Origin of the sequence: Pseudomonas taiwanensis DSM 21245 (assembly GCF_000425785.1) — a bacterium.
GTDB lineage: Bacteria > Pseudomonadota > Gammaproteobacteria > Pseudomonadales > Pseudomonadaceae > Aquipseudomonas > Aquipseudomonas taiwanensis.
Map to the genome: position 1 here is coordinate 22302 of NZ_AUEC01000037.1, position 21197 is coordinate 43498.

At 60.6% G+C, this 21197-nt stretch carries 28 protein-coding genes; 25 read left to right on the forward strand and 3 right to left on the reverse strand.

Features of this window, described 5'->3' with window-relative positions; genetic code table 11:
• The first annotated feature begins 30 nt into the window (after positions 1 to 30).
• The 16 genes from H620_RS0116525 to H620_RS27605 all read left to right on the forward strand — a co-directional run bounded on the left by H620_RS0116525 (position 31) and on the right by H620_RS27605 (position 11711).
• Positions 31 to 690 carry a hypothetical protein gene (locus H620_RS0116525; protein ID WP_027907683.1) on the forward strand — a complete coding sequence of 220 codons (660 nt, stop codon included), beginning with the start codon at positions 31 to 33 and terminating at the stop codon, positions 688 to 690.
• 69 nt (positions 691 to 759) lie between these two features.
• On the forward strand, positions 760 to 1533 hold the full coding sequence (locus H620_RS0116530) for a hypothetical protein (RefSeq protein ID WP_027907684.1): 774 nt from the start codon (positions 760 to 762) through the stop codon (positions 1531 to 1533).
• Positions 1534 to 1536: 3 nt separating this feature from the next.
• A complete protein-coding gene (locus H620_RS0116535; RefSeq protein WP_027907685.1) occupies positions 1537 to 2514 on the forward strand; it encodes a major capsid protein in 978 nt (325 codons plus the stop codon).
• Between the two features lie 46 nt (positions 2515 to 2560).
• A complete protein-coding gene (locus H620_RS0116540; protein ID WP_027907686.1) occupies positions 2561 to 2998 on the forward strand; it encodes a hypothetical protein in 438 nt (145 codons plus the stop codon).
• A 3-nt stretch (positions 2999 to 3001) separates the two neighbouring features.
• The gene (locus H620_RS0116545) at positions 3002 to 3379 is read left to right on the forward strand and encodes a hypothetical protein (RefSeq protein ID WP_027907687.1); all 378 of its coding nucleotides are present in this window, start codon (positions 3002 to 3004) and stop codon (positions 3377 to 3379) included.
• Between the two features lie 3 nt (positions 3380 to 3382).
• Positions 3383 to 3775: a hypothetical protein gene (locus H620_RS0116550; RefSeq protein ID WP_027907688.1), complete on the forward strand. Its 393-nt coding sequence runs from the start codon at positions 3383 to 3385 to the stop codon at positions 3773 to 3775.
• A gap of 1 nt (position 3776) precedes the next feature.
• On the forward strand, positions 3777 to 4451 hold the full coding sequence (locus H620_RS0116555) for a hypothetical protein (RefSeq protein ID WP_027907689.1): 675 nt from the start codon (positions 3777 to 3779) through the stop codon (positions 4449 to 4451).
• A complete protein-coding gene (locus tag H620_RS0116560) occupies positions 4448 to 4876 on the forward strand; it encodes a phage tail terminator-like protein (protein WP_027907690.1) in 429 nt (142 codons plus the stop codon). The genes H620_RS0116555 and H620_RS0116560 overlap by 4 nt, the downstream gene beginning before the upstream one ends.
• Positions 4877 to 4915: 39 nt before the next feature.
• Entirely contained in the window at positions 4916 to 5575 is a 660-nt protein-coding gene (locus H620_RS0116565; protein WP_027907691.1) for a phage tail protein, read from the forward strand.
• Between the two features lie 9 nt (positions 5576 to 5584).
• Positions 5585 to 5968, forward strand: coding sequence for a phage tail assembly chaperone (locus H620_RS0116570; RefSeq protein WP_027907692.1), 384 nt, complete (start codon positions 5585 to 5587; stop codon positions 5966 to 5968).
• A gap of 62 nt (positions 5969 to 6030) precedes the next feature.
• Entirely contained in the window at positions 6031 to 6282 is a 252-nt protein-coding gene (locus tag H620_RS0116575; protein WP_049818804.1) for a DUF1799 domain-containing protein, read from the forward strand.
• A gap of 3 nt (positions 6283 to 6285) precedes the next feature.
• Complete coding sequence (locus tag H620_RS0116580; protein ID WP_027907693.1) at positions 6286 to 9705, forward strand: phage tail tape measure protein; 3420 nt, start codon at positions 6286 to 6288, stop codon at positions 9703 to 9705.
• Positions 9705 to 10043 carry a phage tail protein gene (locus H620_RS0116585; RefSeq protein ID WP_027907694.1) on the forward strand — a complete coding sequence of 113 codons (339 nt, stop codon included), beginning with the start codon at positions 9705 to 9707 and terminating at the stop codon, positions 10041 to 10043. Before H620_RS0116580 ends, H620_RS0116585 begins: the two co-directional genes overlap by 1 nt.
• Positions 10044 to 10052: 9 nt before the next feature.
• Positions 10053 to 10802 (forward strand): phage minor tail protein L, encoded by a 750-nt coding sequence (locus H620_RS0116590; protein ID WP_027907695.1) that lies wholly within the window; start codon positions 10053 to 10055, stop codon positions 10800 to 10802.
• Positions 10803 to 10804: 2 nt separating this feature from the next.
• Positions 10805 to 11560 (forward strand): C40 family peptidase, encoded by a 756-nt coding sequence (locus tag H620_RS0116595; RefSeq protein ID WP_027907696.1) that lies wholly within the window; start codon positions 10805 to 10807, stop codon positions 11558 to 11560.
• Between the two features lie 25 nt (positions 11561 to 11585).
• A complete protein-coding gene (locus tag H620_RS27605; protein WP_280513044.1) occupies positions 11586 to 11711 on the forward strand; it encodes a hypothetical protein in 126 nt (41 codons plus the stop codon).
• Here the strand turns inward: H620_RS27605 and H620_RS0116605 are convergent, their stop codons facing one another.
• Positions 11712 to 11960: a hypothetical protein gene (locus H620_RS0116605; protein WP_027907697.1), complete on the reverse strand. Its 249-nt coding sequence runs from the start codon at positions 11958 to 11960 to the stop codon at positions 11712 to 11714. It abuts the gene before it with no gap.
• 152 nt (positions 11961 to 12112) lie between these two features.
• The gene (locus H620_RS0116610) at positions 12113 to 12766 is read right to left on the reverse strand and encodes a BRCT domain-containing protein (protein WP_027907698.1); all 654 of its coding nucleotides are present in this window, start codon (positions 12764 to 12766) and stop codon (positions 12113 to 12115) included.
• 205 nt (positions 12767 to 12971) lie between these two features.
• On the opposite strand from H620_RS0116610, the gene H620_RS0116615 reads away from it, so the two are divergent.
• Positions 12972 to 13154 (forward strand): hypothetical protein, encoded by a 183-nt coding sequence (locus H620_RS0116615; RefSeq protein ID WP_027907699.1) that lies wholly within the window; start codon positions 12972 to 12974, stop codon positions 13152 to 13154.
• A gap of 59 nt (positions 13155 to 13213) precedes the next feature.
• Here H620_RS0116615 and H620_RS0116620 read toward each other — a convergent pair whose 3' ends face one another.
• Positions 13214 to 13420 carry a hypothetical protein gene (locus tag H620_RS0116620; protein WP_027907700.1) on the reverse strand — a complete coding sequence of 69 codons (207 nt, stop codon included), beginning with the start codon at positions 13418 to 13420 and terminating at the stop codon, positions 13214 to 13216.
• 132 nt (positions 13421 to 13552) lie between these two features.
• Between H620_RS0116620 and H620_RS0116625 the strand changes: the two genes are divergently transcribed.
• The 8 genes from H620_RS0116625 to H620_RS0116670 all read left to right on the forward strand — a co-directional run bounded on the left by H620_RS0116625 (position 13553) and on the right by H620_RS0116670 (position 21150).
• Positions 13553 to 13900, forward strand: coding sequence for a hypothetical protein (locus H620_RS0116625; protein ID WP_027907701.1), 348 nt, complete (start codon positions 13553 to 13555; stop codon positions 13898 to 13900).
• A gap of 57 nt (positions 13901 to 13957) precedes the next feature.
• Positions 13958 to 14536 (forward strand): tail assembly protein, encoded by a 579-nt coding sequence (locus H620_RS0116630; RefSeq protein WP_027907702.1) that lies wholly within the window; start codon positions 13958 to 13960, stop codon positions 14534 to 14536.
• A gap of 308 nt (positions 14537 to 14844) precedes the next feature.
• Positions 14845 to 15051, forward strand: coding sequence for a membrane protein insertion efficiency factor YidD (yidD, locus tag H620_RS26570; RefSeq protein ID WP_081669709.1), 207 nt, complete (start codon positions 14845 to 14847; stop codon positions 15049 to 15051).
• Positions 15052 to 15092: 41 nt separating this feature from the next.
• Entirely contained in the window at positions 15093 to 18560 is a 3468-nt protein-coding gene (locus tag H620_RS25825; RefSeq protein WP_049818800.1) for a TipJ family phage tail tip protein, read from the forward strand.
• Complete coding sequence (locus H620_RS0116650) at positions 18557 to 18871, forward strand: hypothetical protein (RefSeq protein WP_023381820.1); 315 nt, start codon at positions 18557 to 18559, stop codon at positions 18869 to 18871. Before H620_RS25825 ends, H620_RS0116650 begins: the two co-directional genes overlap by 4 nt.
• Entirely contained in the window at positions 18872 to 19747 is an 876-nt protein-coding gene (locus H620_RS0116655; protein WP_027907704.1) for a hypothetical protein, read from the forward strand.
• Between the two features lie 15 nt (positions 19748 to 19762).
• Complete coding sequence (locus H620_RS0116660) at positions 19763 to 20557, forward strand: hypothetical protein (protein WP_027907705.1); 795 nt, start codon at positions 19763 to 19765, stop codon at positions 20555 to 20557.
• A complete protein-coding gene (locus H620_RS0116670; protein WP_244880963.1) occupies positions 20557 to 21150 on the forward strand; it encodes a tail fiber assembly protein in 594 nt (197 codons plus the stop codon). Before H620_RS0116660 ends, H620_RS0116670 begins: the two co-directional genes overlap by 1 nt.
• The last annotated feature ends 47 nt before the right edge of the window (positions 21151 to 21197 follow it).

Genomic DNA, 21197 nt, shown 5'->3' on the forward strand with positions numbered 1-21197 from the left:
TATCGTGTCTATCCACTTAAGGAGATGCGCATGCTGACAGCTACTAATCCTAGGGAATATTTAACTGAGAGTTTCATCGGTACGGATGAGGGTTGTGGAATTTTCATCCCTGCAAACCGCATGCTTTACCAGTTCGTGCGTGATAATCCCAGCAATACCGATCCGGCTCAGATCGCATCCAAAGCGCTCATTATCGGCCGAAGCTTGGCTGCCTCTGCCGAGCGTCGGGCTGTGAAGGATGGCCCTATCCCATCTGGCTCGTTCTACCACGCGCTTGCAGATACCATTTCTAAATCCATGGTTGAGGAACTGCTTCAGCTTTTGCCGGAGGACAGTGCTATTTCGCGATCTTCAATCACTGAGGTGGTGAAGGTGCATGCCCGACTTTGTGAGGCGGTTACAAGCCTCACCGGCCGAGACTGCAGCAGCTTCGCTTCCAAGTATCTGCACTTCCATCGACCCAACCATTTTCCGATGATGGATTCTAGGGCGCGAGAAGCTCTCAAGTGGGTAGCGCAAGAGGAAGAATGGGTGTTCGCTTTTACCACTGCCGGTTCTGCAAAAAACTACCGTCAATATGTGAGCATTTATCTGGACGCTAAGGATCTATTTGAAGGAGAGCTTCGGAAACCCTTAAGCCTTCGCCAGATGGATAACATCCTTCTCAACAGATACGACAACTGGATCTAAACCAAACCCGCCAAGGCGGGTTTTTTTATGCCCGCAAGGTGGGCCCATCAATCCCCAGGGGATAGCCACATGCCTTTTGACTTCGACCCGGCCGCCCACGGCCTCACCCTCGACGACAGCCAAACTGCCGCGCTGACAGCAGCGCTGGGCGGCGAGGTACAGAAATTCCTGGATGGCGAGGTCGCGGGCCTCAAGTCCAAAAACACTGAGCTGATTGGCTACAACAAGACCATCAAGGCCGAGCTGGACAAACTTAAAGGTCAGTTCGACGGCCTGGACATCGAGGCGGTCAAGGGCCTGCTGGCAAAGGCCGGCCAGGACGAAGAGACCAAGCTGATCGCCGAGGGCAAGCTGGACGAAGTGATCAGCCGCCGCACCGAGCGCCTGCGCACCGATCTGGACAAGCAGGTCAAGGCCGCCAACGAGCGTGCGGACAAAGCCGAAGCCTTCGCCGCCAAGTACAGCGACAAGGTGCTGGCTGACTCCATCCGCGCGGCCGCCATCAAGGCCGGTGCGCTGCCTGAGGCTGCCGAGGACATCATCCTTCGAGCCCGAGGCACCTTCAAACTGAGCGAAGACGGCGAGCCCATTGCCACCGACCTTGACGGCGAAGTCGTGTACGGGAAGGACGGCAAGACCCCGCTGTCTCCCCTCGAATGGGCGGAATCGCTTCGCGAAACCGCATCACACCTGTGGCCAAGGGCCCAGGGAGCCGGGCAGACCGGCGACAACGGTGGCAAGGCCACGAAGAAGTGGGGTGAGTACACCGAGACCGAACGCGCAGCGATGGCTCGTGACAACCCCGAAGCATTCAAAAAACTCCAAGCCACCCGAGGAACCTAACTCATGCCAACCACCCGACTGTCGGACATCTTCGTTTCCGACTACTACGGCACGCTGGAGCCGGTGAACTCTCCAGAGAAGACCGCCGTCTTCGAGTCGGGCATCATCACCCGCTCGGCCACCCTGGACGATATCGCCAAGAATGGCCAAGGCACCTCCGAGATCAGCTACTGGCAGGATCTCGACGCCGACGAGGCGCCGAACATCTCCAACGATGATCCTGACGACCAAGGCGCTGTCGGCAAAGCTGAGCAGGGAAGCATGCGTGCCCGCACCCTGTACCTCAACAAAGGTTACGGTGTCTCCGACCTGGCTGCCGAACTGGCCAACTCCGAGCCGATGCAGCACATCCGCAACCGCTTCGGCACCTACTGGACCCGCCAGTGGCAGCGTTATCTGATGGGCGCCGGCCGCGGCATCATCGCAGCCAACATCGCCCAGAACGGCGGCGACATGGTCAAGGACTCGGGCGCCTCGATCAGCGCTAATGCCTTCCAAGACGCCGCCTTCACCGCCGGCGACGCCGCCGACATGTTCGCCGCCATCGGCGTGCACTCTGTCGTCATGAACCAGATGGTGAAGCAGGACATGATCGAGTATCTGCGCGACTCGCAGGGCAAGATCATCCTGGCGACCTACCTGGGCAAGCCGGTGTTCATGGACGACGCCCTGACTTACGCGCCGGGCCAGTACCTGTCGCTGTTCTTCGGTCAGGGTGCTTTCGGCTACGGCGAAGGCGATCCGACCAAGCCGGTCGAACTGGAGCGCAAACCCAGCGGCGGCAACGGCGGTGGCGCCGAGGTCCTGTGGGAGCGCAAGACCTTCATCCTGCAGCCGGCCGGATTCAGCTGGCAGGGCAGCGAGAACCGCAACCTCAGCCCGACCGCGGCCCAGTACGCTGCAGCAGCAAACTGGAAGCGCGTCTTCGACCGCAAGCAGGTTCCGTTCGCCGCGGTCATCAGCGGCACCGCCACCCCTTGACGCATGATGCGGGGCGCCGGCCTGGCGCCCTGCGCAGGAGATCAGCATGAAAGTCATCTACACCAACACCCCGGGCACCGAGCGCGGCACCTGTTATCGCCGCCTGGACCAGTTCTTTGGCGTGATCGACGGCGCTACCTCAGTGTCCGTTCAGGGCGATGCTCCGCACATCGGCGAGGCGTACCAGCGCCAGGGCATCAGCGTCACCGAGATCGAGGAAGGGCTGCGCTTGGACGGCCCCACCGTCGCCCAATGGATGGCAGAGGGCTACAAGGCGTCGGCTTACCCACCGAACGGCTATGCCCCGGTCAGCAGCCAGGCCGAGATCGACAAGGCGATCGAGGAGGAGGAGGGCGGCGACGAGACCGACCCTCACAAGATGAAGGTGCCGGAGCTCAAGGAGTGGCTGACGGCGCAAGGCATCACCTTTGATCCGGCCCTCAACAAGCCCGAGCTGCAGGCCCTCATCCCTTCGAAGGAATAAGCCATGACCGACTTCATCACCGTCGCTGATGTTGACCAGGCGCTCGGGCAGGGCTGGGCAGGTGACGATGATGCGGTCATCGCCGTTGCCATGGCCAACGCCTGGCTCACGGCCAAGATCAAACGGGCGGTGCCAGATCCGGTGCCGGACGCCATCGTCAGTGCTGGCGCGCAGGTGGCCAAGCTGGCCGCAGCCGGCAAGCTCTACAAGGATACCCAGCGCGAGGTGCAGAGCAAGACCGTATCGGCCCAGGCCGGCACCTCGACCAGCAAGACTTACGTCGCGGGGTCTGTCGATCGCTCGGCGGGTGAAAACTTCGCCCTCGACCTCATCGATCCCTGGATCCGTCGATCCGGCACCGTAATGCTCAAGAGGATCTGACCCATGGGCATGCGCGAAGAACTCCAGGCCGAGCTGGCGGAAGCGTTCGACGATCCAGATGGCCTGGCCGATGCGGTGAAGCCCGTTGCAGGGAGTCGCACTGTCAAAGGTGGATATGACCCCGAGATCGGAGGCACCGTCCCTGCCTCGACCATCCATTACACCGGGCGCGGCGTGTTCGGCAGCTATCTGGCCAAGGAGATCGACGGGACCCGCATCCAGACCGAGGATGTGAAGCTGTTGGTACTCCAGAGCGAACTATTCGAGGGGCAGACCGGCGCTGTCACCGAGGCCCTGGCAGCGCCCAAGATCGGCGACCAGGTGAGCGGATACCGCGCCCTCAACGTGTCTGAGGACCCTGTCCAGGCCACTTGGACTATCCAGCTGAGGAAGTGATATGGCGCGCGGTTCTCACATGGCCCAGCGGTACGGTGGTCAGCAAGGCGGCTTCGCCGAGGCTATCCGGGCATTCGCCGAGCAGGCGGAGCAAGTCCTGGACGCCACCTTCCGCGAGATTGTGATCGAGATCGGCAGAAGCGTGATCCGTATGTCGCCGGTCGGCAACCCGGAGCTGTGGGCGGCCAACGTGGCCCACCGGGCCAAGGCCAACAAGGCTGCCGACGACTACGACTTCAAGGTCGCGGTACGCAACACCCTGATCAATCTGATTCAAGACAACTTCACCAAGGCCGGTAATCTGCGCAAAGGCGTGAAGTACGCCAAACCCCTCACCAAGACCGAGCGCGAGCAGAATTTCGCCACCAATGGTCTGGTAGCAGGTCAGGGCTACGTCGGCGGACGGTTCCGCGGCAACTGGCAGCTCTCAATCGATTCGCCGGCGACTGAGGAGCTCGACCGAGTAGACCCGTCGGGTAGCGAGGCTATTACCGCGCTCATCACCCAAGTGCAGGCCCTGACGATCGGCCAGACCGCGTACATCGTGAACAACCTGCCGTACGCCATTCCGCTCGAGTACGGCCATTCGTCGCAGGCCCCGGCCGGCATGGTCAGGGTGACCCTGGCCAATTTCCAACGCATCGTCGACGAAGCCATCAGGAACAACCGCGTATGAGCCAAGCACGTGCCAGACAGGCCATCGAGATCAAGCTGATGGCTTGGGCCTCGGCGCGCCCAATCCGGGTCGCGAACTTCGAGCAGGCCTTTGAGGCTCAACCAGGTGAAACCTACCTGCAGGCTTTCCAACTGCCGGCTGGCACCACCTGCCGCTACCTGGGCGGCGAGGCCTACGAGTACGCCGGGGCCTACCAGGTCAGCATCGTATGCCCGGCGGGCGAGCCACTGTCTACCGCTGAGACTCTAGTCGGTGAGTTGTCGAGCCTGTTCCGGGTGGACTCGGCGCTCAGCCGCAACGGCTTTGAAGGCATGGTCACCGAGCCAGTTGACCAGGGCCCAACCATCACCGAGTCGGCGACCTACACGGTGTCGGCCAGCTTCACCTACCGCGGTGTCGCGGACCAACCGCCCGCTGGGGCATAACCAACCGCCGCCAGGCGGGCAACAACGAGGAAACACTTCATGGCCGCAAAATTCCCGCTGCCGAACGGCTCTGTGCTGGAAATCGCCAGCGTTTTTGGCGCCGCCGTCGCCTTTACCGCCCTGACCAACGCCGCGCCACCGGTGGCCACCTCTATCGGTCACGATATCGTGAATGGCGAAGTACTGCTGGTCAGCTCCGGTTGGGCGCTCATCGCTGACCGCGCCGTAAGTGCCGCAAACGTGGCCGCCGACAGCTTCGCCTTGAAAGGCCTCAACACCACCAACGTGGACAAATACACCCCTGGGGCCGGCGTAGGCTCGGTGCTCCCTGTGACCGGCTGGGCGCAGATCTCCAAGGTGACTGCGTTCACCTCGGCCGGTGGTGAGCAGCAATACCTCACCGTGGGGTATCTGGAAGATGACGATGACCGCCAGTTCCCGACCAACCGCAACCCGATCACGCTGTCTATCACGGTAGAGGACCAGCCGTCCGCCGCGTATGTCGCGCTGGTTGAAAACTACGGTGACAACAAGGAACTCGTGGTCGTGCGTCTCAAGCTGCCGGGTGGCGACCAGATCCTATACCCAGGTTACGTGAGTATCACAACCAGCCCGACCATGGACCGAAATAGCCTGATGACGCGCACCATCAGCATCGCGCTGTCGGGCCGTCCCATTCGCATCCTGGCCGGCGCGTAAGGAGCCCTCATGGCGAAGATCAAGATCGCGCAGAATCCCACGTTTGTTGCCGTGGTGCAGGTTCCGCGCATTGGCGCCGAGCCGGCGCCGGTCGAATTCCAGTTCCGCTACATGGACCGTGTGGCCCTGTCGGCAATGTTCGACCGCTGGAACAAGGCGCGTGATGCCTGGGCGGAGAAGGCACAGAAGGACGGGGCGACGTGGGAGGAGGTCACCACGGGTGAAATCGCCCTGCAAGCTGAGCAGCTGGGTGAGATCGTCACAGGCTGGGACCTGGAGGACGATTTCAGTTCCGAGGCTATCGCCGACCTGGTGCGCACTTGCACCGGGGCACCGAAGGCGGTAATCGACGCTTACCAGGCTGCCTACAGCCCGGCCCGACTGGGAAACTGAGGGCGGCGGCCCGGGCTTGCTATGAGCGCGGCCCGTCCGCTGAGCAACTGGCGGCGCTGGGGCTGACCCTTGATGACATCGCGGAGGAGGTAGTGGAGGTCTTGCCGGATGCCTGGCCTGCCTTCCGCCTGTTCGATGCGCTGGGCACACAGTGGCGGGTGGCTTCGGGCGGCCCGTCCGGCTTGGACTACACCGCTATTCCTGCAACCGCCTCAATGCTCGGCATCAAGCGCCGCGACCTCACCGACATTTTTCCCGATCTCCGCGTCATGGAGGTTGAGGCCTTGGCCGTCATGGCCGAATCGATGGAGTAGATCATGACCACCATTGCCTCTCTCGGTCTTCAGATCGACTCCGGTGATGCCGTCGAGGCCAAGGACAACCTCGATAAGCTGACGGACGCCGGCAAGCGCAGCGAGGAGTCGGCTGGACGAACCGGGCGTGCCTGGGAGACTGCCTTGGGCAGCCTGCAGGGTGACACCCGGCAGATTGTGCAGGAGCTGCAGGCGCTCAATGTCAAGCAGACAGAGTTGGCGCAGCAGATGGCCACCGTGGGGCGCGCCGTTACCAGCGCTTCCACGGCGTTCAGCAGCGCCGCGGCGAACATGGGGGCGTTTCGGACCGAGGCCGCGCAGGCTGGCAAGGTGCAGGAGGCGCTCACCAGCGCCACGGATGCCGGAGCCCAGGCCGGCCGGCGCGCTGCCGAGTCCGCCGACGAACAGCAGGCCAGGATTCTGGCCGTAGCCAAGGCCTCGTTGGAGGCCAGCCAGTACGTTCAAACGCTCAACCGGGCGACCGAGCACAGCGCCGAGGTCACCGCCCAGGCGAACGCCGTTCTGTCCGACAGTGCCAGCCGCCAGGCAGCCATCAATAGCCGGGCCCAGGCCCTAATCGCTACCGAGGAGCGCCAGGCGGAGGCCGCGAAAAAGGCCGCCGGAGCGTATCGTGAAGAAGGTCACGCGCTGGAAGAGCTGCTGGGCAAGATCGACCCGACCGTCGCAGCAATGGGCCGGCTGGACCAGATGGAGCAGAAGCTGAAGGGCTTCCGCACCAGTGGCGCGCTCGATGCGGAGACCTTCGGCGAGTACCAGACGAAGATCGACCAGGCGCGCACCGCCTTGGGCGGCGCCGATGCCGCGCTGAACAAGACCGGCATGTCGGCCAAGGCCACGGCTGCAGCATTACGCGGCGTGCCGGCGCAGTTCACCGACATCGTGGTGTCCCTGCAGGGCGGCCAGGCGCCGCTCCAGGTATTACTGCAGCAGGGCGGGCAGCTAAAGGACATGTTCGGGGGCGTGGGCCCGGCCGTGAAGGCCCTGGGCGGCTACGTCATGGGCCTGGTGAACCCGTTCACTGTCGCCGCAGCTGCCGTTGGCGTGCTGGGCTATGCCTACTACAAGGGCAGTGAAGAGGCAGTAGGCTTCCAGAAGGCCTTGATCACCACCGGCAACGCGGCAGGCACTACTGCTGACCGGTCGTCTGGGATGGCTGCTCAGGTATCGGCCACGGTGGGGACCACCGGCGCCGCTGCTGAGGTGCTGACTCAGCTGGCCGGTAGCGGAAAGGTTGCCGCCGGAAGCTTTGTCGAGATCACCGAGGCTGCGCTTGAATGGCGGGATGCTACAGGCCGCGCAGTGGAGGAGACCGTCGCAGAGTTTGTAAAGATCGGCAAGGACCCGGTCGCAGCGGCCAAGGAGCTGAATGAGCAATACAACTTCCTCACTGCTTCCACCTACTCGCAGATCGTTGCGCTTAAGGAGCAGGGCGACACCATCGGTGCAGCGAAGCTTCTCACCGATACGTACGCCGACACCATCAAGGAGCGTTCAGGGCAAATCACGGAAAATCTTGGGCTGATTGAGAAGGCCTGGAAGGGAATCAAGGCCGCAGCTGCTGGAGCGCTCGACGCAACGTACAACGTTGGCAGAGAAGTGACTCTGGCACAGCAAATCGAGGCGCTCGAGCGCAAACTGGCGGATCCTCAATCCTATAGCGCCATTCCGATAATCGGGGAAGACAATCCGAATCTGATGGAGCGCGGCACCACCCGCGAGGAGGATGAAAACCGGCTACGTACCTTGCAGCTCTTCCGTAAGGAGCAGGAAGGCATTGCAAAGTCGAAAGCGGACGAGGCGCGCAGCCAGCAGGCCGCAATCGTCGCAACAGACAAAGTAGACGCCCTGGAAAAGGCCGCTTGGACGAACGCTGAGAAGCGCGCAGAAAAACTGAAGGAATACCGGAAATCGCTCGAGGCAATCCGGCTAAAGAACCCCGATGATGAGCGGCTGAAGCCGGAGCGAATTGCACGGGTCGAAGCCGACATTGCCAAGCAGTTCAAGGATTCTGCCGGGCGGACCACGTCAGTCGACCTCTCCGGGTTCAACGACCAGAAGAACGCGCTGAATGCCATCCTGACCGAGTACAAGAACCACCAGAAGGAGCTGGACGCAGCGCAGAAGGCCGGTCTGATCTCGCAAGAGTCGTACGCAGCCCAGCGGGCCGTAATCATCGAGCAGCAGAAGGCCGAGGTCACGAACGCCTACGAGGCCGAGATCACGGCATTGGAGGAGGCCAAGGGGCGCAGCAGTACCAGCGCCCAGCAGCGAATCCAGCTTGACCAGAAAATCGCGGATGCCCGCGCTGCCATGGTCAAGGCGCAGAAGGACGCCGACACCGAGCTCTCGGTGCTGGCAACCAATGAGCAGGGCCGGCTGGCCAAGCAGGCCAGGGCGGTGCAGACCTATACCGATGCCCTTGACCAGCAGGTCTTGGCGCTGAGGCTGCAGGGGCAACGTTCAGCAGACGGCCTTGGTCTCGGTGATCGGCAGCGCGGCCTACAGGACCAGCAGAACGGTATTACCGACCGGATAAACCAGCAGCGTCTGGACTTGGCCAACCAGTATGGCGATGGCTCTCGCGGTATGAGTCTCGATGAGTACAACCAGAAGCTGGCAGCGCTGAGCAAGACCGAGAAGGACCTGCAGGAAACCACGATCGCCAACTACGACCAGATGACGGCCGCACAGGGCGACTGGCGCAAGGGGGCATCGTCGGCCTTCCAGAATTACCTAGACCAAGCACGGGATGTCGCCGGGCAGACGAAGTCCCTGTTCACCAACGCCTTCAGCTCGATGGAGGATGCGATCGTAAACTTCGCCATGACCGGCAAGTTATCGTTCACCGACTTCACCAAGTCGATCCTTGCTGACATGGTCCGGATCGAAACGCAACGCGCTGCCTCGGGTCTCCTGGGCAGCCTGGTTAGCTGGGGTAGCACGGCTGTTTCTGCGTGGTTCGGCAGCGGAACCACGTCCGCGGGATCGACACAGGCCGGCTACGCCCCCGAGATCATGGATAGCTTCGTCTCCGGTCAGCGCGCGGCCGGCGGTCCGGTAGCTGCGAATTCGCTCTATCAGGTCAACGAGCTGGGGCCTGAGCTGCTCAATCAAGGGGGCAAGACCTACTTGATGATGGGTGACCAGGGCGGCTCGATCACTCCACTAGGCGCTGGACCCACTCCATCCCTCGCCGCGGCGAGCAGATCGGGCACGATGATCAGCGTGTCGGCTCCGGTCAGCGTAGCCATTGCGGATCGTAGCGGCGAAGGCATGGAGCTCGATCAAACGCTCCTCCAGCAGAATATGCAGAAACAGATGCAGCTCGCTGCCGAGAAGGCTGTTTCAGACTCTTGGCGCCCCGGCGGCGTGAGCTACCGAAACACTAAAGGAGGGCGCTGATGGCAATCGAGACGTTCAGCTGGCCGACGCAGCGCGGCGAAATGCCGGACATCACTTACCGTGTCCGCGAGTCCAAGTTTGGCGGCGGGTACCGGCAGGTGGTGGGCGACGGCCCCAACAACAAGGAAGACAGCTATCCGATCACCGTAACCGGCACGAAGGCCCAGGTCCGCAAGATCATGGAGTTCTTCGATCGGCACGGCGGCGCGAAGGCCTTTCTGTGGTCCACTCCGCTCGGTGATTTGGGCCTGTTTACCTGCACCGATCCTAAGCCCACGCCCGTGGGTGGCGGTCGGTTCAAGGTCTCCGCAACCTTTGAGCGGGCATTCCACCCATAAGGACGTCGCATGTCACTGATCAAGGACATCCAGACCCTGGAGCCTGGCAGCGAGGTACTGCTGTTTGAGCTGGATGGCTCGGACTTCGGTGCCGATATTCTGCGGTTCCACGGGCATGCAATACCGCACATCTCCGAGGAACTGGCAGTTGCCGGCGCAAATGCCGATCAACTGCCGGCCAAGTCTATCTGGTGGCAGGGCAACGAGTATGGCGCCTGGCCCATGCAGATCGAGGGCATCGAAGCGAACTCGGACGGTACCGCCGTGCGCCCCACGCTGACCGTGGGCAACGTCAACGGCCGGATCACAGCCCTGTGCCTGGCCTTCGACGATCTGCTCGAGTTCAAGCTGACAATGCGTCATACCATGGCGCAGTACCTCGATGCGGTGAACTTTCCGGCAGGCAACCCGGATGCCGACCCAACCGAGGAAGCCATCGAGGTCTGGTACATCGACCAGAAGGTGTCGGAGAACGGCACCACGGTCGCTTGGGAGCTGGCTAGTCCTGGGGATGTTGGCGGCGAGTCCATTGGGCGGCAGATGACCCAGCTTTGTCACTGGGCAATGACAGCCGGCTACCGAGGTCCGAACTGTGGTTACACCGGCCCCTACTACGACCTCGACGGCAACCCGACGGATGACCCGGCCAAGGACCAGTGCAATGGCTGTTTGGACTCTGGCTGCACTGTCCGCCACGGCCAGGGCAACCAATTGCCTTTCGGAGGCTTCCCGGCTGTTTCACTGATTGCTCGGAGTTGACCATGCGCAAACACATCCTCGCCGCCGTGCAAGCGCACGCAGCGGCTGAGTATCCGCGCGAGTGCTGCGGTCTGCTCATCGCCGTGGGACGCGCCCAGCGGTACATCCCGTGCGACAACACCGCTACCGATCCTACAGAGGAGTTCCGGATCTCACCGGAGCAGTACGCGGCTGCAGAAGACCAGGGTGAGGTGATCGGCATCGTGCACTCGCATCCAGATGCCACCAGCAGGCCTTCGTCCCGCGATCTGGCGATGTGCGAGGCCACGGCGCTGCCCTGGTACATCCTGTCGTGGCCGGAGGGTGACCTGCGCACCGTTACGCCCACCGGTCACGCACCGCTGCTCGGGCGGCCGTTCGTGCACGGCGCTTGGGACTGCTGGCAGGTCTGCGCGGACTGGTACCAGCGTGAGTGGGGCCTGGCTTTCCCGTCCTACACCCGAGAAGAGGGCTGGTGGGAGCAGGCGGACGGCCCCAGTCTCTACGAGCAGGCCTATGAGGCGGCGGGCTTCTACCAGGTCAGCCAGCCGCAACGCGGCGACATGATCGTCATGGCCGTGGGCCGCACAGCTCACCCGAACCACGCTGGCATTTACCTGGGCGCCGTCGCTCAGCTGCCGGGGGAAGCGGCGGAAATCTTCGGACCAGGCCCATTCATGCTGCATCACCTGCTTGGCAGGCCATCGGAAATCATCGTATTCGGCGGGCCATGGCTCGACCGGATGCGCCTTGTGTTGCGTCACCGGGACGCGAAGTGAAGCGGCAAGGCCGCAGGAGCAGAAAATGCAAAAGAACAAAGATCCAAAGGCTACCGAAACCCTGTTTATTCTTGGTGATGATGGCCGGCTCTACATCAGTGGCGCACTGATTTACCAATCGGCCATCACCAAAGCTCAAATCAAGACTTGATTACTTCTGCATCTTAGCCAGCTCTTCCGAAGAAACGACAATCGGCAGTGACTGGCCTGGGAATGCCTTCTCAAAGATCTGCAGCGCATATTGATCGCCATAACCCTGCTGCTGGCAGGCAAGTACTGCAGCGCCGAGCCGAGCAAGCGTATGTTCCGGAGCGATGGCGGCCTGTGAGTGAGCCAGGGCCAAGACTACGGTGGTGAGTTGGTTGATGACGTCTTCGACGGATACTTCTTGTGCAGACAATTTGACCTCCTAGGTCGTCATGCCCCAGTCCATGGGCTTTCCGGCAATGGACCGGGGCGGTTCATTGGAGGTGCGACACTACTATGGCGCAGTGATGGCGCGTTACTGGTTTTCCATCCACGCTGGATGGTCGGTCAGGCTTGCCTAGCGGTTTAGCCAAAGACGGCGTTTTGCCAGTGGTCCTCTGAAACAATAGCTATTGGTGCCCCGGCTTCACGAAGCTCTACAGCCTTGAGGATCTTTGTTCCATACGATGCATGGCGCCACTGTTCGTTACCTATGCTGCCAACGATCAGGTAATCCACCTTCTTGCTGATAGCTCCGCCCAGAATGCCACCCCGATCAGCAACTAGCTGCTGGCAATCCTTTCGCGGGCCGAAGGCCATGATCCCAGTAAAAACGAAGTTTTTGCCTTCAAAGCAGAGCGAGGGCGGAGGAGCGCAGAAGGGTAAATCGGTGGGGCGCGAAACAACAACTGAGGCGGAAGTCGCGGACGAGGCCAGTTGGGAGGAAACCCCTCCGAGCCCTCTCAGAATATCCAGCAGGTCGGCGGACTCGTCTGCATCCAACTTACCGTCAGCCAGCATGTAGCTCAGTCGACGGTAGAGTAGGTTGATCACCGGGTCATCCAAATGAGCAAGGTTATGCTCTATCCAATCCTTAAGAAAAAAGGCCTCTTCCTGGGTCACCACATTGTCAGCAACGAGCCCGGCAGCCAAGCCTGCCAGGGCGTCTGCACTGCGTCTGTCGATTCTTTCGGCGTTGAAGTAGCGACTTGCTGTGAACTCGTTATGAAGATCTGTCATCAAAAAGGCCTCCTTGCTCGCTTGGTGGAAGGCACAACGCTACTACGCCCCGCTCCAAGCCGCGTACTGGCTTTCCGTCCAGGGTGGATGGGTAGACAGAAGTGATGATGGCAAATTGACGCACTTGCAGGTGAGCATTACATTCAACGCCCAATCAGGGTCAAAGGTTTTCTGCCTTGGCCAAACCAGCAAAGGAAAAGCGTAAGTGGCCAAATTCATGTGGGTCGTGACCATCATCATGTCTGTGATCGGCGCGATCATAGGCTTTACAGGGATGCATACTGCAACCAGTGCTCCGCAGGAAGCTGCCGCTGCGGCAATGGGCCTAGCATGGGCCGTAATCCCATATTGCATCGCCAAGGCGTTCACTGAGCTGCGATCTCTCTGATGTCGAAGCAGCGAACAGAGGCCCAGCCCCCGCGCTGGGTTTTTGCATTATCAACGGATTCATTTTCCATCGTCCGTCGCAACGGCAAGGTCACTAGCGAGGAATGCACCCAACGTGCTGCAAAGGAGTAGATGCCAAGCTCGCTTCTTTTCGTTTTCCTCGACGCGCTGGATAGCTTTTTCCCGCTCGTGCGCATGCATCTGCTGAACGGCCTCTGCCCAGTGCTTAGCTACGTCTCGCGAAACCTGGTGATCGTCCTCGCTCATCTCTGCGTCCCTCGTACGGAAGCCTGAGAGAAGTGAGAAAGGATAGTCCAGATGACTAACTCAGTCGGCCTCGTCTAGCGATGAACACTGCCTGGCTGTGATAGATTCCCGACATTAACAAGGAGGGATCACATGCGATTTTTGATCGGCGCGGTGGGGCTGGTGTTGCTGGTGGGGTGCACAACACCTGAGGATTTGCTCAAGAACAGTCCTACGATCCAGGCGGAAACGTCAAAAACGCCCAAGGCATATGCGTTGTGCGTCTTGCCTGGTTGGCAAGAGCAACAAGCTGGCGCAACAATGAATGAAACGCTGACGGGCTACCGATTGATTTCTTCAGCAGAGTCGATCGGACAGACCAACGAGTTGCTGGAGATTACTCAAAGCCCGCGCGGTAGCGAGGTAAGGCTTTATCAGCGGATGCCTGGTATGAGCATAGGCAGATCAAAAATCACTTCGTCCGTGAAAAACTGCCTCTGAATCTGATTTCAAGCAAAGAGCCGCCACCTGGCGGCTTTTTTTCGTCTGGAGAAATGTATGACTCAGGAGATGACCGTTATCGAGTTTTCAGGCGCCATGCGTAAAGCCCTAGGGCGTCAGCATCGACGGCTTCTGGAGACTAGCAGCGTCCGAGAGTTGCTGAAGGCGCTAACGATCACGCTACCAGGCTTCAAAGAGGAGGTTGATCGCCTAGCTCGTCTGGGAATGAACTTTGCAATTTACCGAAATGGTAAGAATGTTGGTGAAGCCGAGTTCGGTCGTGGCGGAGCCAAGGTGGTCAAGATTGTTCCTGTCGTTGCTGGGAGTAAGCGTGGCGGGGTGTTGCAGACAGTAATCGGTGCGATATTGATAGCTGCCTCGTTCATTCCAGTCCCTGGATTCCAAGCCCTTCTGCCCGTGGGGGTGGCAATGGTAGCCGGTGGCGTCATCCAGATGCTCAGCCCACAGGCCAAGGGCTTATCGCAGAGTGCCGCCCCCGAGAACCTGCCGTCATATGCCTTCGGCAGTGCCAAGAACACCACTGCCAGCGGCAACCCTGTCCCGATATGCATCGGCAAAAGGAGGTGGGGTGGTGCGATCATCTCAGCGTCGATCTATGCAGAGGATAAATCGTAGGTAGCGCCACTGGGGAAGAGGCTGATAGCATTTTGACTTCATCCATCAGCAATCACTAAGGCAGCCCCAGTGTACGTATACAAAATGGTCCAGGTACCCCCGAACGTTGAAGTCCAAGCTAAACAGCATAAAGGCAACGAGGCCGCCTCTTATCTGCAGTCTGTTGTTAACAAGCATGCTGAAGAGGGTTGGGAATTTTACAGGGTCGATACCATTGGGGTGGCGGTGAAGCCCGGTTGCTTTGATGCTCTCTTCGGGAAAAAAACTGAGGTTTCAAATTACTATGTGATCTCTTTCCGCCGCCCTGCATGATCACCACCGCCTCCATATTGCTGATACGGCTCTATCAGCGTGTTGCTCCCCAACGCTTAAGGTCGGCATGTCGCTACGAGCCGTCATGCTCCAACTACGCGCTAACGGCCATTAGAAAATATGGTGCCTGGCAGGGTTGGAAGTTAGCGATTCGGCGAATTTACCGATGTAAACCACCCTACGGGGGAAGAGACTTTCCCTGAACCACCCGCTTCGGCGGGTTTTTTATTGCCTGGAGGAAAGCATGGGCGCAGCAGCTCACCTGGATATTGCCGGCGCCAAGGGCGGAGAAAGCAAGCCGAAGACCCCTGTCGAGGCGCCGGACAGCCTTCAGTCGACGAACATCGCGAAGATCCTGCTCGCCGTAGGCGAAGGTGAATTCGATGGCACCCCGACAGCCCGTGATATTTACCTCGATAACACCCCGATTGTGGACGCCAGCGGCACCGTCAACTTTCCGGGCGTGAAGTGGGAGTGGCGCCCCGGAAGCATTGATCAGAGCTACATCCAGGGCATCCCAGCCGTAGAGAACGAAACCACGGTTGGCGTTGAGCTGCGCAGCGACAGCCCATGGGCGCGAGCCTTGAGCAATATTCAACTGTCCGCCGTGCGCCTGCGCTTCAGTTGGCCGCGCCTGGCCAAACAGGATAGCGAGGGCAACACGAACGGCTACCGGATCGAATATGCGATCGACATCGCCACCGATGGCGGCGCTTACGTTGAGTCGCATCGAGGCGCGGTGAGTGGGAAAACCACCAGTGGCTACCAGCGTTCCGTGCGAGTGGACCTGCCTGAGGCAACCACCGGCTGGATGATGCGCGTCCGTCGCATCACTCCGAACGCGAACAGCGGAACCATCGCCGACACGATGAACATCGCTGGCTACACGGAGATCATCGACGAGAAGCTGCGCTATCCGAATACTGCTCTGCTCTACATCGAGTTTGATGCTCAGCAGTTCCAGAACATCCCGACGGTGACCGTCGACTGCCGGGCTAAGCGCTGGCCAGTGCCTTCGAACTACGATCCAGATACCCGCACCTATACCGGTGTGTGGGACGGCACTTTCAAGCAGGCCTGGACCAACAACCCGGCATTCGTGACCTATGGCCTGTGCGTTGAAGACCGTTTCGGCCTGGGTAAGCGCATCAAGTCGTGGATGGTCGACAAGTGGGAGATGTACAGGATCGCCCAATACTGCGACCAGTTAGTGTCGGATGGGCGCGGCGGCCTGGAGCCGCGATTCCTGTGTGACATGAACCTGCAGGGCCGTGCAGAGGCTTGGACACTGCTGCGCGACCTGTCGGCGATCTATCGCGGCATGGTGTATTGGGCCCACGGCTCGCTGTTCATGCAGGCGGACATGCCGCGTGCGCAGGACATCGACTATGTCTTCACTCGCTCGAATGTCATCGACGGTAATTTTGACTATGGTGGCGCCGAGCGCAACACCCACTACAGCCGCGCCCTGGTCAGCTACGACAACCCGGCCAACAACTACGACACCGACGTTATCCCTGTCACCGACTTGGCGCTGCAGCGCCGGTACCGCGACCGACCCATCGAGATCTCGGCCATCGGTTGCACCCGTGCATCCGAAGCCCAGCGTCGCGGCAAGTGGGCACTGCTGAGCAACAGCCAGGACCGCACCGTCACCTTCAAGACGGGCATGGAGGGTCGTATCCCGCTTCCTGGCTACGTCATCCCGGTGGCAGATGAGCTGGTAGCGGGGCGGCCGAATGGCGGCCGGATCTCGGCAGCAGCGGGACGGGTCGTGACTCTGGACCGTGACACGCCGATCAAGGCTGGCGACCGGTTGATCCTGAACCTGCCGAACGGGACCGCCCAGGCCCGGACGGTCCAGTCGGTCAGTGGCCGTGCCGTCACGGTGACCGTGGCCTACAGCGTTCAGCCTGAGCCGGAGCTGCAATGGGCCATCGATTACGACGACCTGGCGGTGCAACTCTTCCGCGTGCTGAAGACAGTGCGCACCCAGGAAGGGGAGTACGAAATCACGGCGTTGGAGTTCAACCCCAGCAAGTTTGCTGCGATCGATACCGGTGCCAAGCTGGAAGAGCGACCGATCAGCGTCATTCCGGTGACCACTGTGCAACCGCCGGCCAGCGTCACGCTGACCTCGGCTTACGCAGTGGATCAGGGCATTGCCGTCAGCACCATGACCATCAGCTGGCCCGCAGTGCAGGGTGCGGTGGCCTATGACGTCGAATGGCGCAAGGATGACGGCAACTGGGTCCGCCTGCAGCGCACCGGCACCACCTCGGTTGATGTGGTTGGCATTTACGCTGGCGCCTACTTGGCCAGGGTTCGAGCCGTCAGCTCGTTCGACATCACGTCGATTTGGCGAGACTCCAGCTTGACCGAACTGAAGGGCAAGGAAGGCCTACCGCCCTCGGTAACATTCCTCACAGCCACCTCTCTGCTTTTCAGCATCTCGCTCAAATGGGGCATTCCACCAGGTGCCGAGGACACCCAGCGCACGGAACTCTGGTACAGCCAGACGAACGACCTGGGGGCAGCGACCAAGCTGGCGGACCTGGCTTACCCGCAAACTGAGTACGTCATGCAGGGCTTGGCTGCTGGTGTATCGTTCTTCTTCTGGGCGCGCCTGGTGGATAGAACCGGAAATATTGGCCCGTGGTACCCGTTGGGTAGTGGCGTGCTTGGTCAGTCTGGGTCGGATGCAGGCCCCATCCTCGACCTGATCAGCGGCGAAATTGACGAGTCCATGCTTGGCCAAGAGCTCAAGGACAAGATCGAAGGTCTTCAAGATCAGATTGATGCCCTTGACGGGTTGAAGGCTTACGACAAGGGCTTGGCCTATACGAAGGACCAGATGGTGGTCGAGGATGGCCACATCTATCAGGCTAAGATTGCTGTCCCTGCCAACGCTTCGGGAGCAAACGCACCGCCAAACGTGACCTATTGGATAGACGTCGGTCAGTCGGTTACCACGGCCAATGGCCTCGCTCAGCAGGTCAGCACCAACACGACCAAAATCGCCGAGGTCGATGGCAAAGTCACTGTGGCTGCCGAAAGCCAGCAAGTGCTCAGGGCGTCTTATCGCGACGACAGTGTCGAAGGCGACCTTGCCGCGGCGATCAACCAGTGGAACTCGACCGCTGCCTTTGCTGCTGAGGTGAAAGCAACGGCTACGCGGGAAGAGGCGATTGTCCGGAAGACCGAGACACTCGAAGCGTCGATCGGCCAGACGAATGCTGCTGTGCAGACCGTCAGCCAGGCCCAAGCCACGGCGGATGGCAAGGCCAGCACGATGTGGGCGGTCAAGATGCAGCTCAACGCTCAGGGCCAGTATGTGGCGGCAGGCATTGGTCTTGGCATCGAGAACGGGCCGGCCGGGTTGCAGAGTCAGTTCCTGGTGTCGGCTGACCGTTTCGCTGTAGTCAACGGTATCAACGGCACGCTCTCGTCGCCGTTCGCCGTGCAGGGTGGACAGGTGTTCATGAACGAGGCATTCATCGCCGACGGCACGATCACCAACGCCAAGATCGGCAGCTACATCAGCTCAACCAACTATGTGGCGGGCCAGCAGGGCTGGATCCTTAACAAGTCCGGCACCTTTGAAATCAACGGGACAGTCGCAGGGCAGGGGCGCTTGCTCCTGAATAACCAGCGCCTGCGGATATTCCATGCCAACGGCAACCTGGCGATTGACCTCGGAGTGAACGTATGAGCACTGGCCTGAAGGTCTATGACCCTAGCGGCTTGGTGCTTCTCGACATGACGAGCTCGATCAGCCAGATGATGGGGTATGTCGACACGGGAGCGGCCAATGGGTCGCTCTCGATCCCATTGCCTCCAGCCGGCAAGGAGCTGTTCTACGCCATCACCGAGCTGTCGGCGCAGAACAAGTATCTGGGAAAGCGCCCAGGGGTGACCCTGACCGTTGGAGCCTCCAGCGCGACCTTAGCCTGGCAGTACTCCTACGCCGGCGGCTGGGGGTTCTATTCGCTGAACTGCCGCATTCATTACGGATATCACTAAATGTCAGCAGGTTTGAAGGTCTTCAAGGAGGACGGCAGCCTTCTGTTCGACACGGAGAAAATCACGTATGGCCTGCTGAAAAGCGGGTACATGACGCTGCTGGTCAATTGGCCACGTCTGGACTACAGGTCGGCAAACCTGCCGCCCAATGAAAGCAGCAGCTATGCCGAGTCGTCCATCACCGACGCCATCCATGGGTTCAGCGTTACAGGCGCAGTGGCGCCGATTGTCTTTATCGTCGGCTCGGGTATCTCCTGCGGGTCTTCTCGCTCGGGCGACACCACGACCTTCTACTACATCGGCGCGAGTCCTTCGACGAAGTATTACTACTTCGACACGATGCGGGACACGCTGAGTGGAGCTGGCCTGAAGTGCTACGACGAAGCGGGCACGCTGACCTTCAACTCGTTGCAGTACCCGCTCAATATCGTGGCCACGGTCTCGGCTCCAGCCCCACCCACGCCAACGGTCGTCAATGGGACGGCCAATTACGGCGTACCTTTTGCTGGCGCGACGAAGCTCGCAACGCGCTTCATCAACTCCGGTCCTTATTACTGCGTGGCTCGCGTGTTCATCTCGGTTGGCTCGGGGGAGTTCGCAGCAGCTACGACATTCTCCAGATCGTTCGGCCAGGGGCGCATGGATGGAATGTCGGCGCCCGGCAGCCCGTTTCCCGCACACAGCTACCAGCAAGCCCATATGGACGGGGCATATGGGGCTTCTGGCGGCATCTACTTCATGTCGTGCGATGCCGCCAGGACCACGATGTATTGGGGCGCGCCAGTCACTTACAACAGCTACTACGGCATTCCGACGGATAGGTATCCAGAAGCCCTGGTTATTAAAACGGACAACTTACCGTTCCCTTTCAATTAATTGTTGGAGCAATCCATGCCCTGGTACAGAACTGGCACCGTGGTGATCGCGGCTGGCCAAAACACGGTGACCGGTACCGGCACCAGCTTTTCTGCAAACGCCCGTGTGGGTGATGCTTTCTTAGGCCCTGATGGGAATTGGTACGAAGTTACGAACATTGCCAGCGCCACGGTGCTGAGCATTCTGCCAGCCTATAAAGGCTCGACGGTCAGTGGTGGTGCGTACGCTGTGGTACCGGTGCAGGGGTACGACAAAAGTCTCCGGGACGCCATTAACGCGATTGTCCAGCAATGGGGGGCAACGTTGGCGGGCCTGGGTGCCGTCTCGACCGAGAACGTGTTGCCGGTATCCAAGGGTGGTACAGGCGGAACGACCCAGGCAGATGCCCGCACAGGTCTGGGTCTGAAAAAGGCTGCTGTGGCTGACATTGTAGGAACTGTCAGTCAGAGCGGCGGCGCGCCTACTGGCTCGATCATCGAACGTGGCAGCAATGCGAACGGTGAGTACGTGAAGTTCGCTGACGGCACAATGGAGTGCTGGATGAGCATCAGTGTCACCGACCAAGCGATCGACACTGTGTACGCGGGTGGTGTGTACCAAGGTACCCGCACATGGTCGTTCCCAGCATCCTTCTCAGGCGTACCGGTTGTGACGCCGGGGGCATTCCGCTGGGGTTCTGCCGCAAACTGGTCCTCTCTTGCAGGAACGCCAAGCGGGTCCACGGCTACCTTGCGGGGTTTCGACATGGTGGCAAGGGCCGCCGGTACTGCAGTTCAAATTTCCGCTCATGCCATCGGGAGGTGGTTCTGATGATTATCAAGCTTTCCCCGGTTCGCTCTGACGCCCAGCTCTCGGTTTTTAAGGCCGGCGATACTCTGGAAGTGAACGGCGTAGCGCTGGATTTCTCGCGACTGAGTGATGGGGCAACCCTGCCTGCCGAAGCCGTGGGGTGTGAATTTGTGGCCGGCCCGGTCGAGCGCATAAATGGCGATTTGGTGCTGACACTCATGTTGCCGCACTCCGCCGATGCGCCCCAGGCCGCGCGCTTTCCGGTTGACCTCTACCCAGCCGACGGCCAAGTGCAGCTTCCGGGCCTGGAGCTGGGCGAGCGTCTCGCTTCGACTGATGGCGTAATCGATTGGTCGCAAGCGATCACAGCCGAGGCCAAGGCCCAGGCTGCCGCCGATCAACTGCTCGCCACGGTAACTGCCGATCTCGCCCAGCGCCGCGCCGTCGCTGACGCCGTCATCGCTCCTCTGCAAGACGCTGTCGAGCTCGAGGAGGCAACTGAGGCGGAGGTCGCGTTACTGAGGGAGTGGAAGCGGTACCGCCTGACCTTGATTAGGCTGCCCGAGCAGGAAGGCTACCCCACCAGCATCGACTGGCCCGCTCCGCCGGCCTGATTCACCTAGACCCCACCGCCCGCCATCTGGCGGTATTTTTTTGCCTG

Excerpts from the sequence above, each read along its gene's own strand:
- H620_RS0116590 (WP_027907695.1), top strand. The coding sequence starts at position 10,053 with ATGTCACTGATCAAGGACATCCAGACCCTGGAGCCTGGCAGCGAGGTA.
- H620_RS0116580 (WP_027907693.1), top strand. The coding sequence starts at position 6,286 with ATGACCACCATTGCCTCTCTCGGTCTTCAGATCGACTCCGGTGATGCC.
- H620_RS0116655 (WP_027907704.1), top strand. The coding sequence starts at position 18,872 with ATGTCAGCAGGTTTGAAGGTCTTCAAGGAGGACGGCAGCCTTCTGTTC.
- H620_RS0116610 (WP_027907698.1), bottom strand. The coding sequence starts at position 12,766 with ATGACAGATCTTCATAACGAGTTCACAGCAAGTCGCTACTTCAACGCC.
- H620_RS0116555 (WP_027907689.1), top strand. The coding sequence starts at position 3,777 with ATGGCGCGCGGTTCTCACATGGCCCAGCGGTACGGTGGTCAGCAAGGC.
- H620_RS0116525 (WP_027907683.1), top strand. The coding sequence starts at position 31 with ATGCTGACAGCTACTAATCCTAGGGAATATTTAACTGAGAGTTTCATC.
- H620_RS0116545 (WP_027907687.1), top strand. The coding sequence starts at position 3,002 with ATGACCGACTTCATCACCGTCGCTGATGTTGACCAGGCGCTCGGGCAG.
- H620_RS0116620 (WP_027907700.1), bottom strand. The coding sequence starts at position 13,420 with ATGAGCGAGGACGATCACCAGGTTTCGCGAGACGTAGCTAAGCACTGG.
- H620_RS0116625 (WP_027907701.1), top strand. The coding sequence starts at position 13,553 with ATGCGATTTTTGATCGGCGCGGTGGGGCTGGTGTTGCTGGTGGGGTGC.
- H620_RS0116670 (WP_244880963.1), top strand. The coding sequence starts at position 20,557 with ATGATTATCAAGCTTTCCCCGGTTCGCTCTGACGCCCAGCTCTCGGTT.
- H620_RS0116660 (WP_027907705.1), top strand. The coding sequence starts at position 19,763 with ATGCCCTGGTACAGAACTGGCACCGTGGTGATCGCGGCTGGCCAAAAC.
- H620_RS0116550 (WP_027907688.1), top strand. The coding sequence starts at position 3,383 with ATGGGCATGCGCGAAGAACTCCAGGCCGAGCTGGCGGAAGCGTTCGAC.
- H620_RS0116560 (WP_027907690.1), top strand. The coding sequence starts at position 4,448 with ATGAGCCAAGCACGTGCCAGACAGGCCATCGAGATCAAGCTGATGGCT.
- H620_RS0116565 (WP_027907691.1), top strand. The coding sequence starts at position 4,916 with ATGGCCGCAAAATTCCCGCTGCCGAACGGCTCTGTGCTGGAAATCGCC.
- H620_RS27605 (WP_280513044.1), top strand. The coding sequence starts at position 11,586 with ATGCAAAAGAACAAAGATCCAAAGGCTACCGAAACCCTGTTTATTCTT.
- H620_RS0116535 (WP_027907685.1), top strand. The coding sequence starts at position 1,537 with ATGCCAACCACCCGACTGTCGGACATCTTCGTTTCCGACTACTACGGC.
- H620_RS0116650 (WP_023381820.1), top strand. The coding sequence starts at position 18,557 with ATGAGCACTGGCCTGAAGGTCTATGACCCTAGCGGCTTGGTGCTTCTC.
- H620_RS25825 (WP_049818800.1), top strand. The coding sequence starts at position 15,093 with ATGGGCGCAGCAGCTCACCTGGATATTGCCGGCGCCAAGGGCGGAGAA.
- H620_RS0116595 (WP_027907696.1), top strand. The coding sequence starts at position 10,805 with ATGCGCAAACACATCCTCGCCGCCGTGCAAGCGCACGCAGCGGCTGAG.
- H620_RS0116570 (WP_027907692.1), top strand. The coding sequence starts at position 5,585 with ATGGCGAAGATCAAGATCGCGCAGAATCCCACGTTTGTTGCCGTGGTG.
- H620_RS0116530 (WP_027907684.1), top strand. The coding sequence starts at position 760 with ATGCCTTTTGACTTCGACCCGGCCGCCCACGGCCTCACCCTCGACGAC.
- H620_RS0116630 (WP_027907702.1), top strand. The coding sequence starts at position 13,958 with ATGACTCAGGAGATGACCGTTATCGAGTTTTCAGGCGCCATGCGTAAA.
- H620_RS0116585 (WP_027907694.1), top strand. The coding sequence starts at position 9,705 with ATGGCAATCGAGACGTTCAGCTGGCCGACGCAGCGCGGCGAAATGCCG.
- H620_RS0116540 (WP_027907686.1), top strand. The coding sequence starts at position 2,561 with ATGAAAGTCATCTACACCAACACCCCGGGCACCGAGCGCGGCACCTGT.
- yidD (WP_081669709.1), top strand. The coding sequence starts at position 14,845 with ATGATCACCACCGCCTCCATATTGCTGATACGGCTCTATCAGCGTGTT.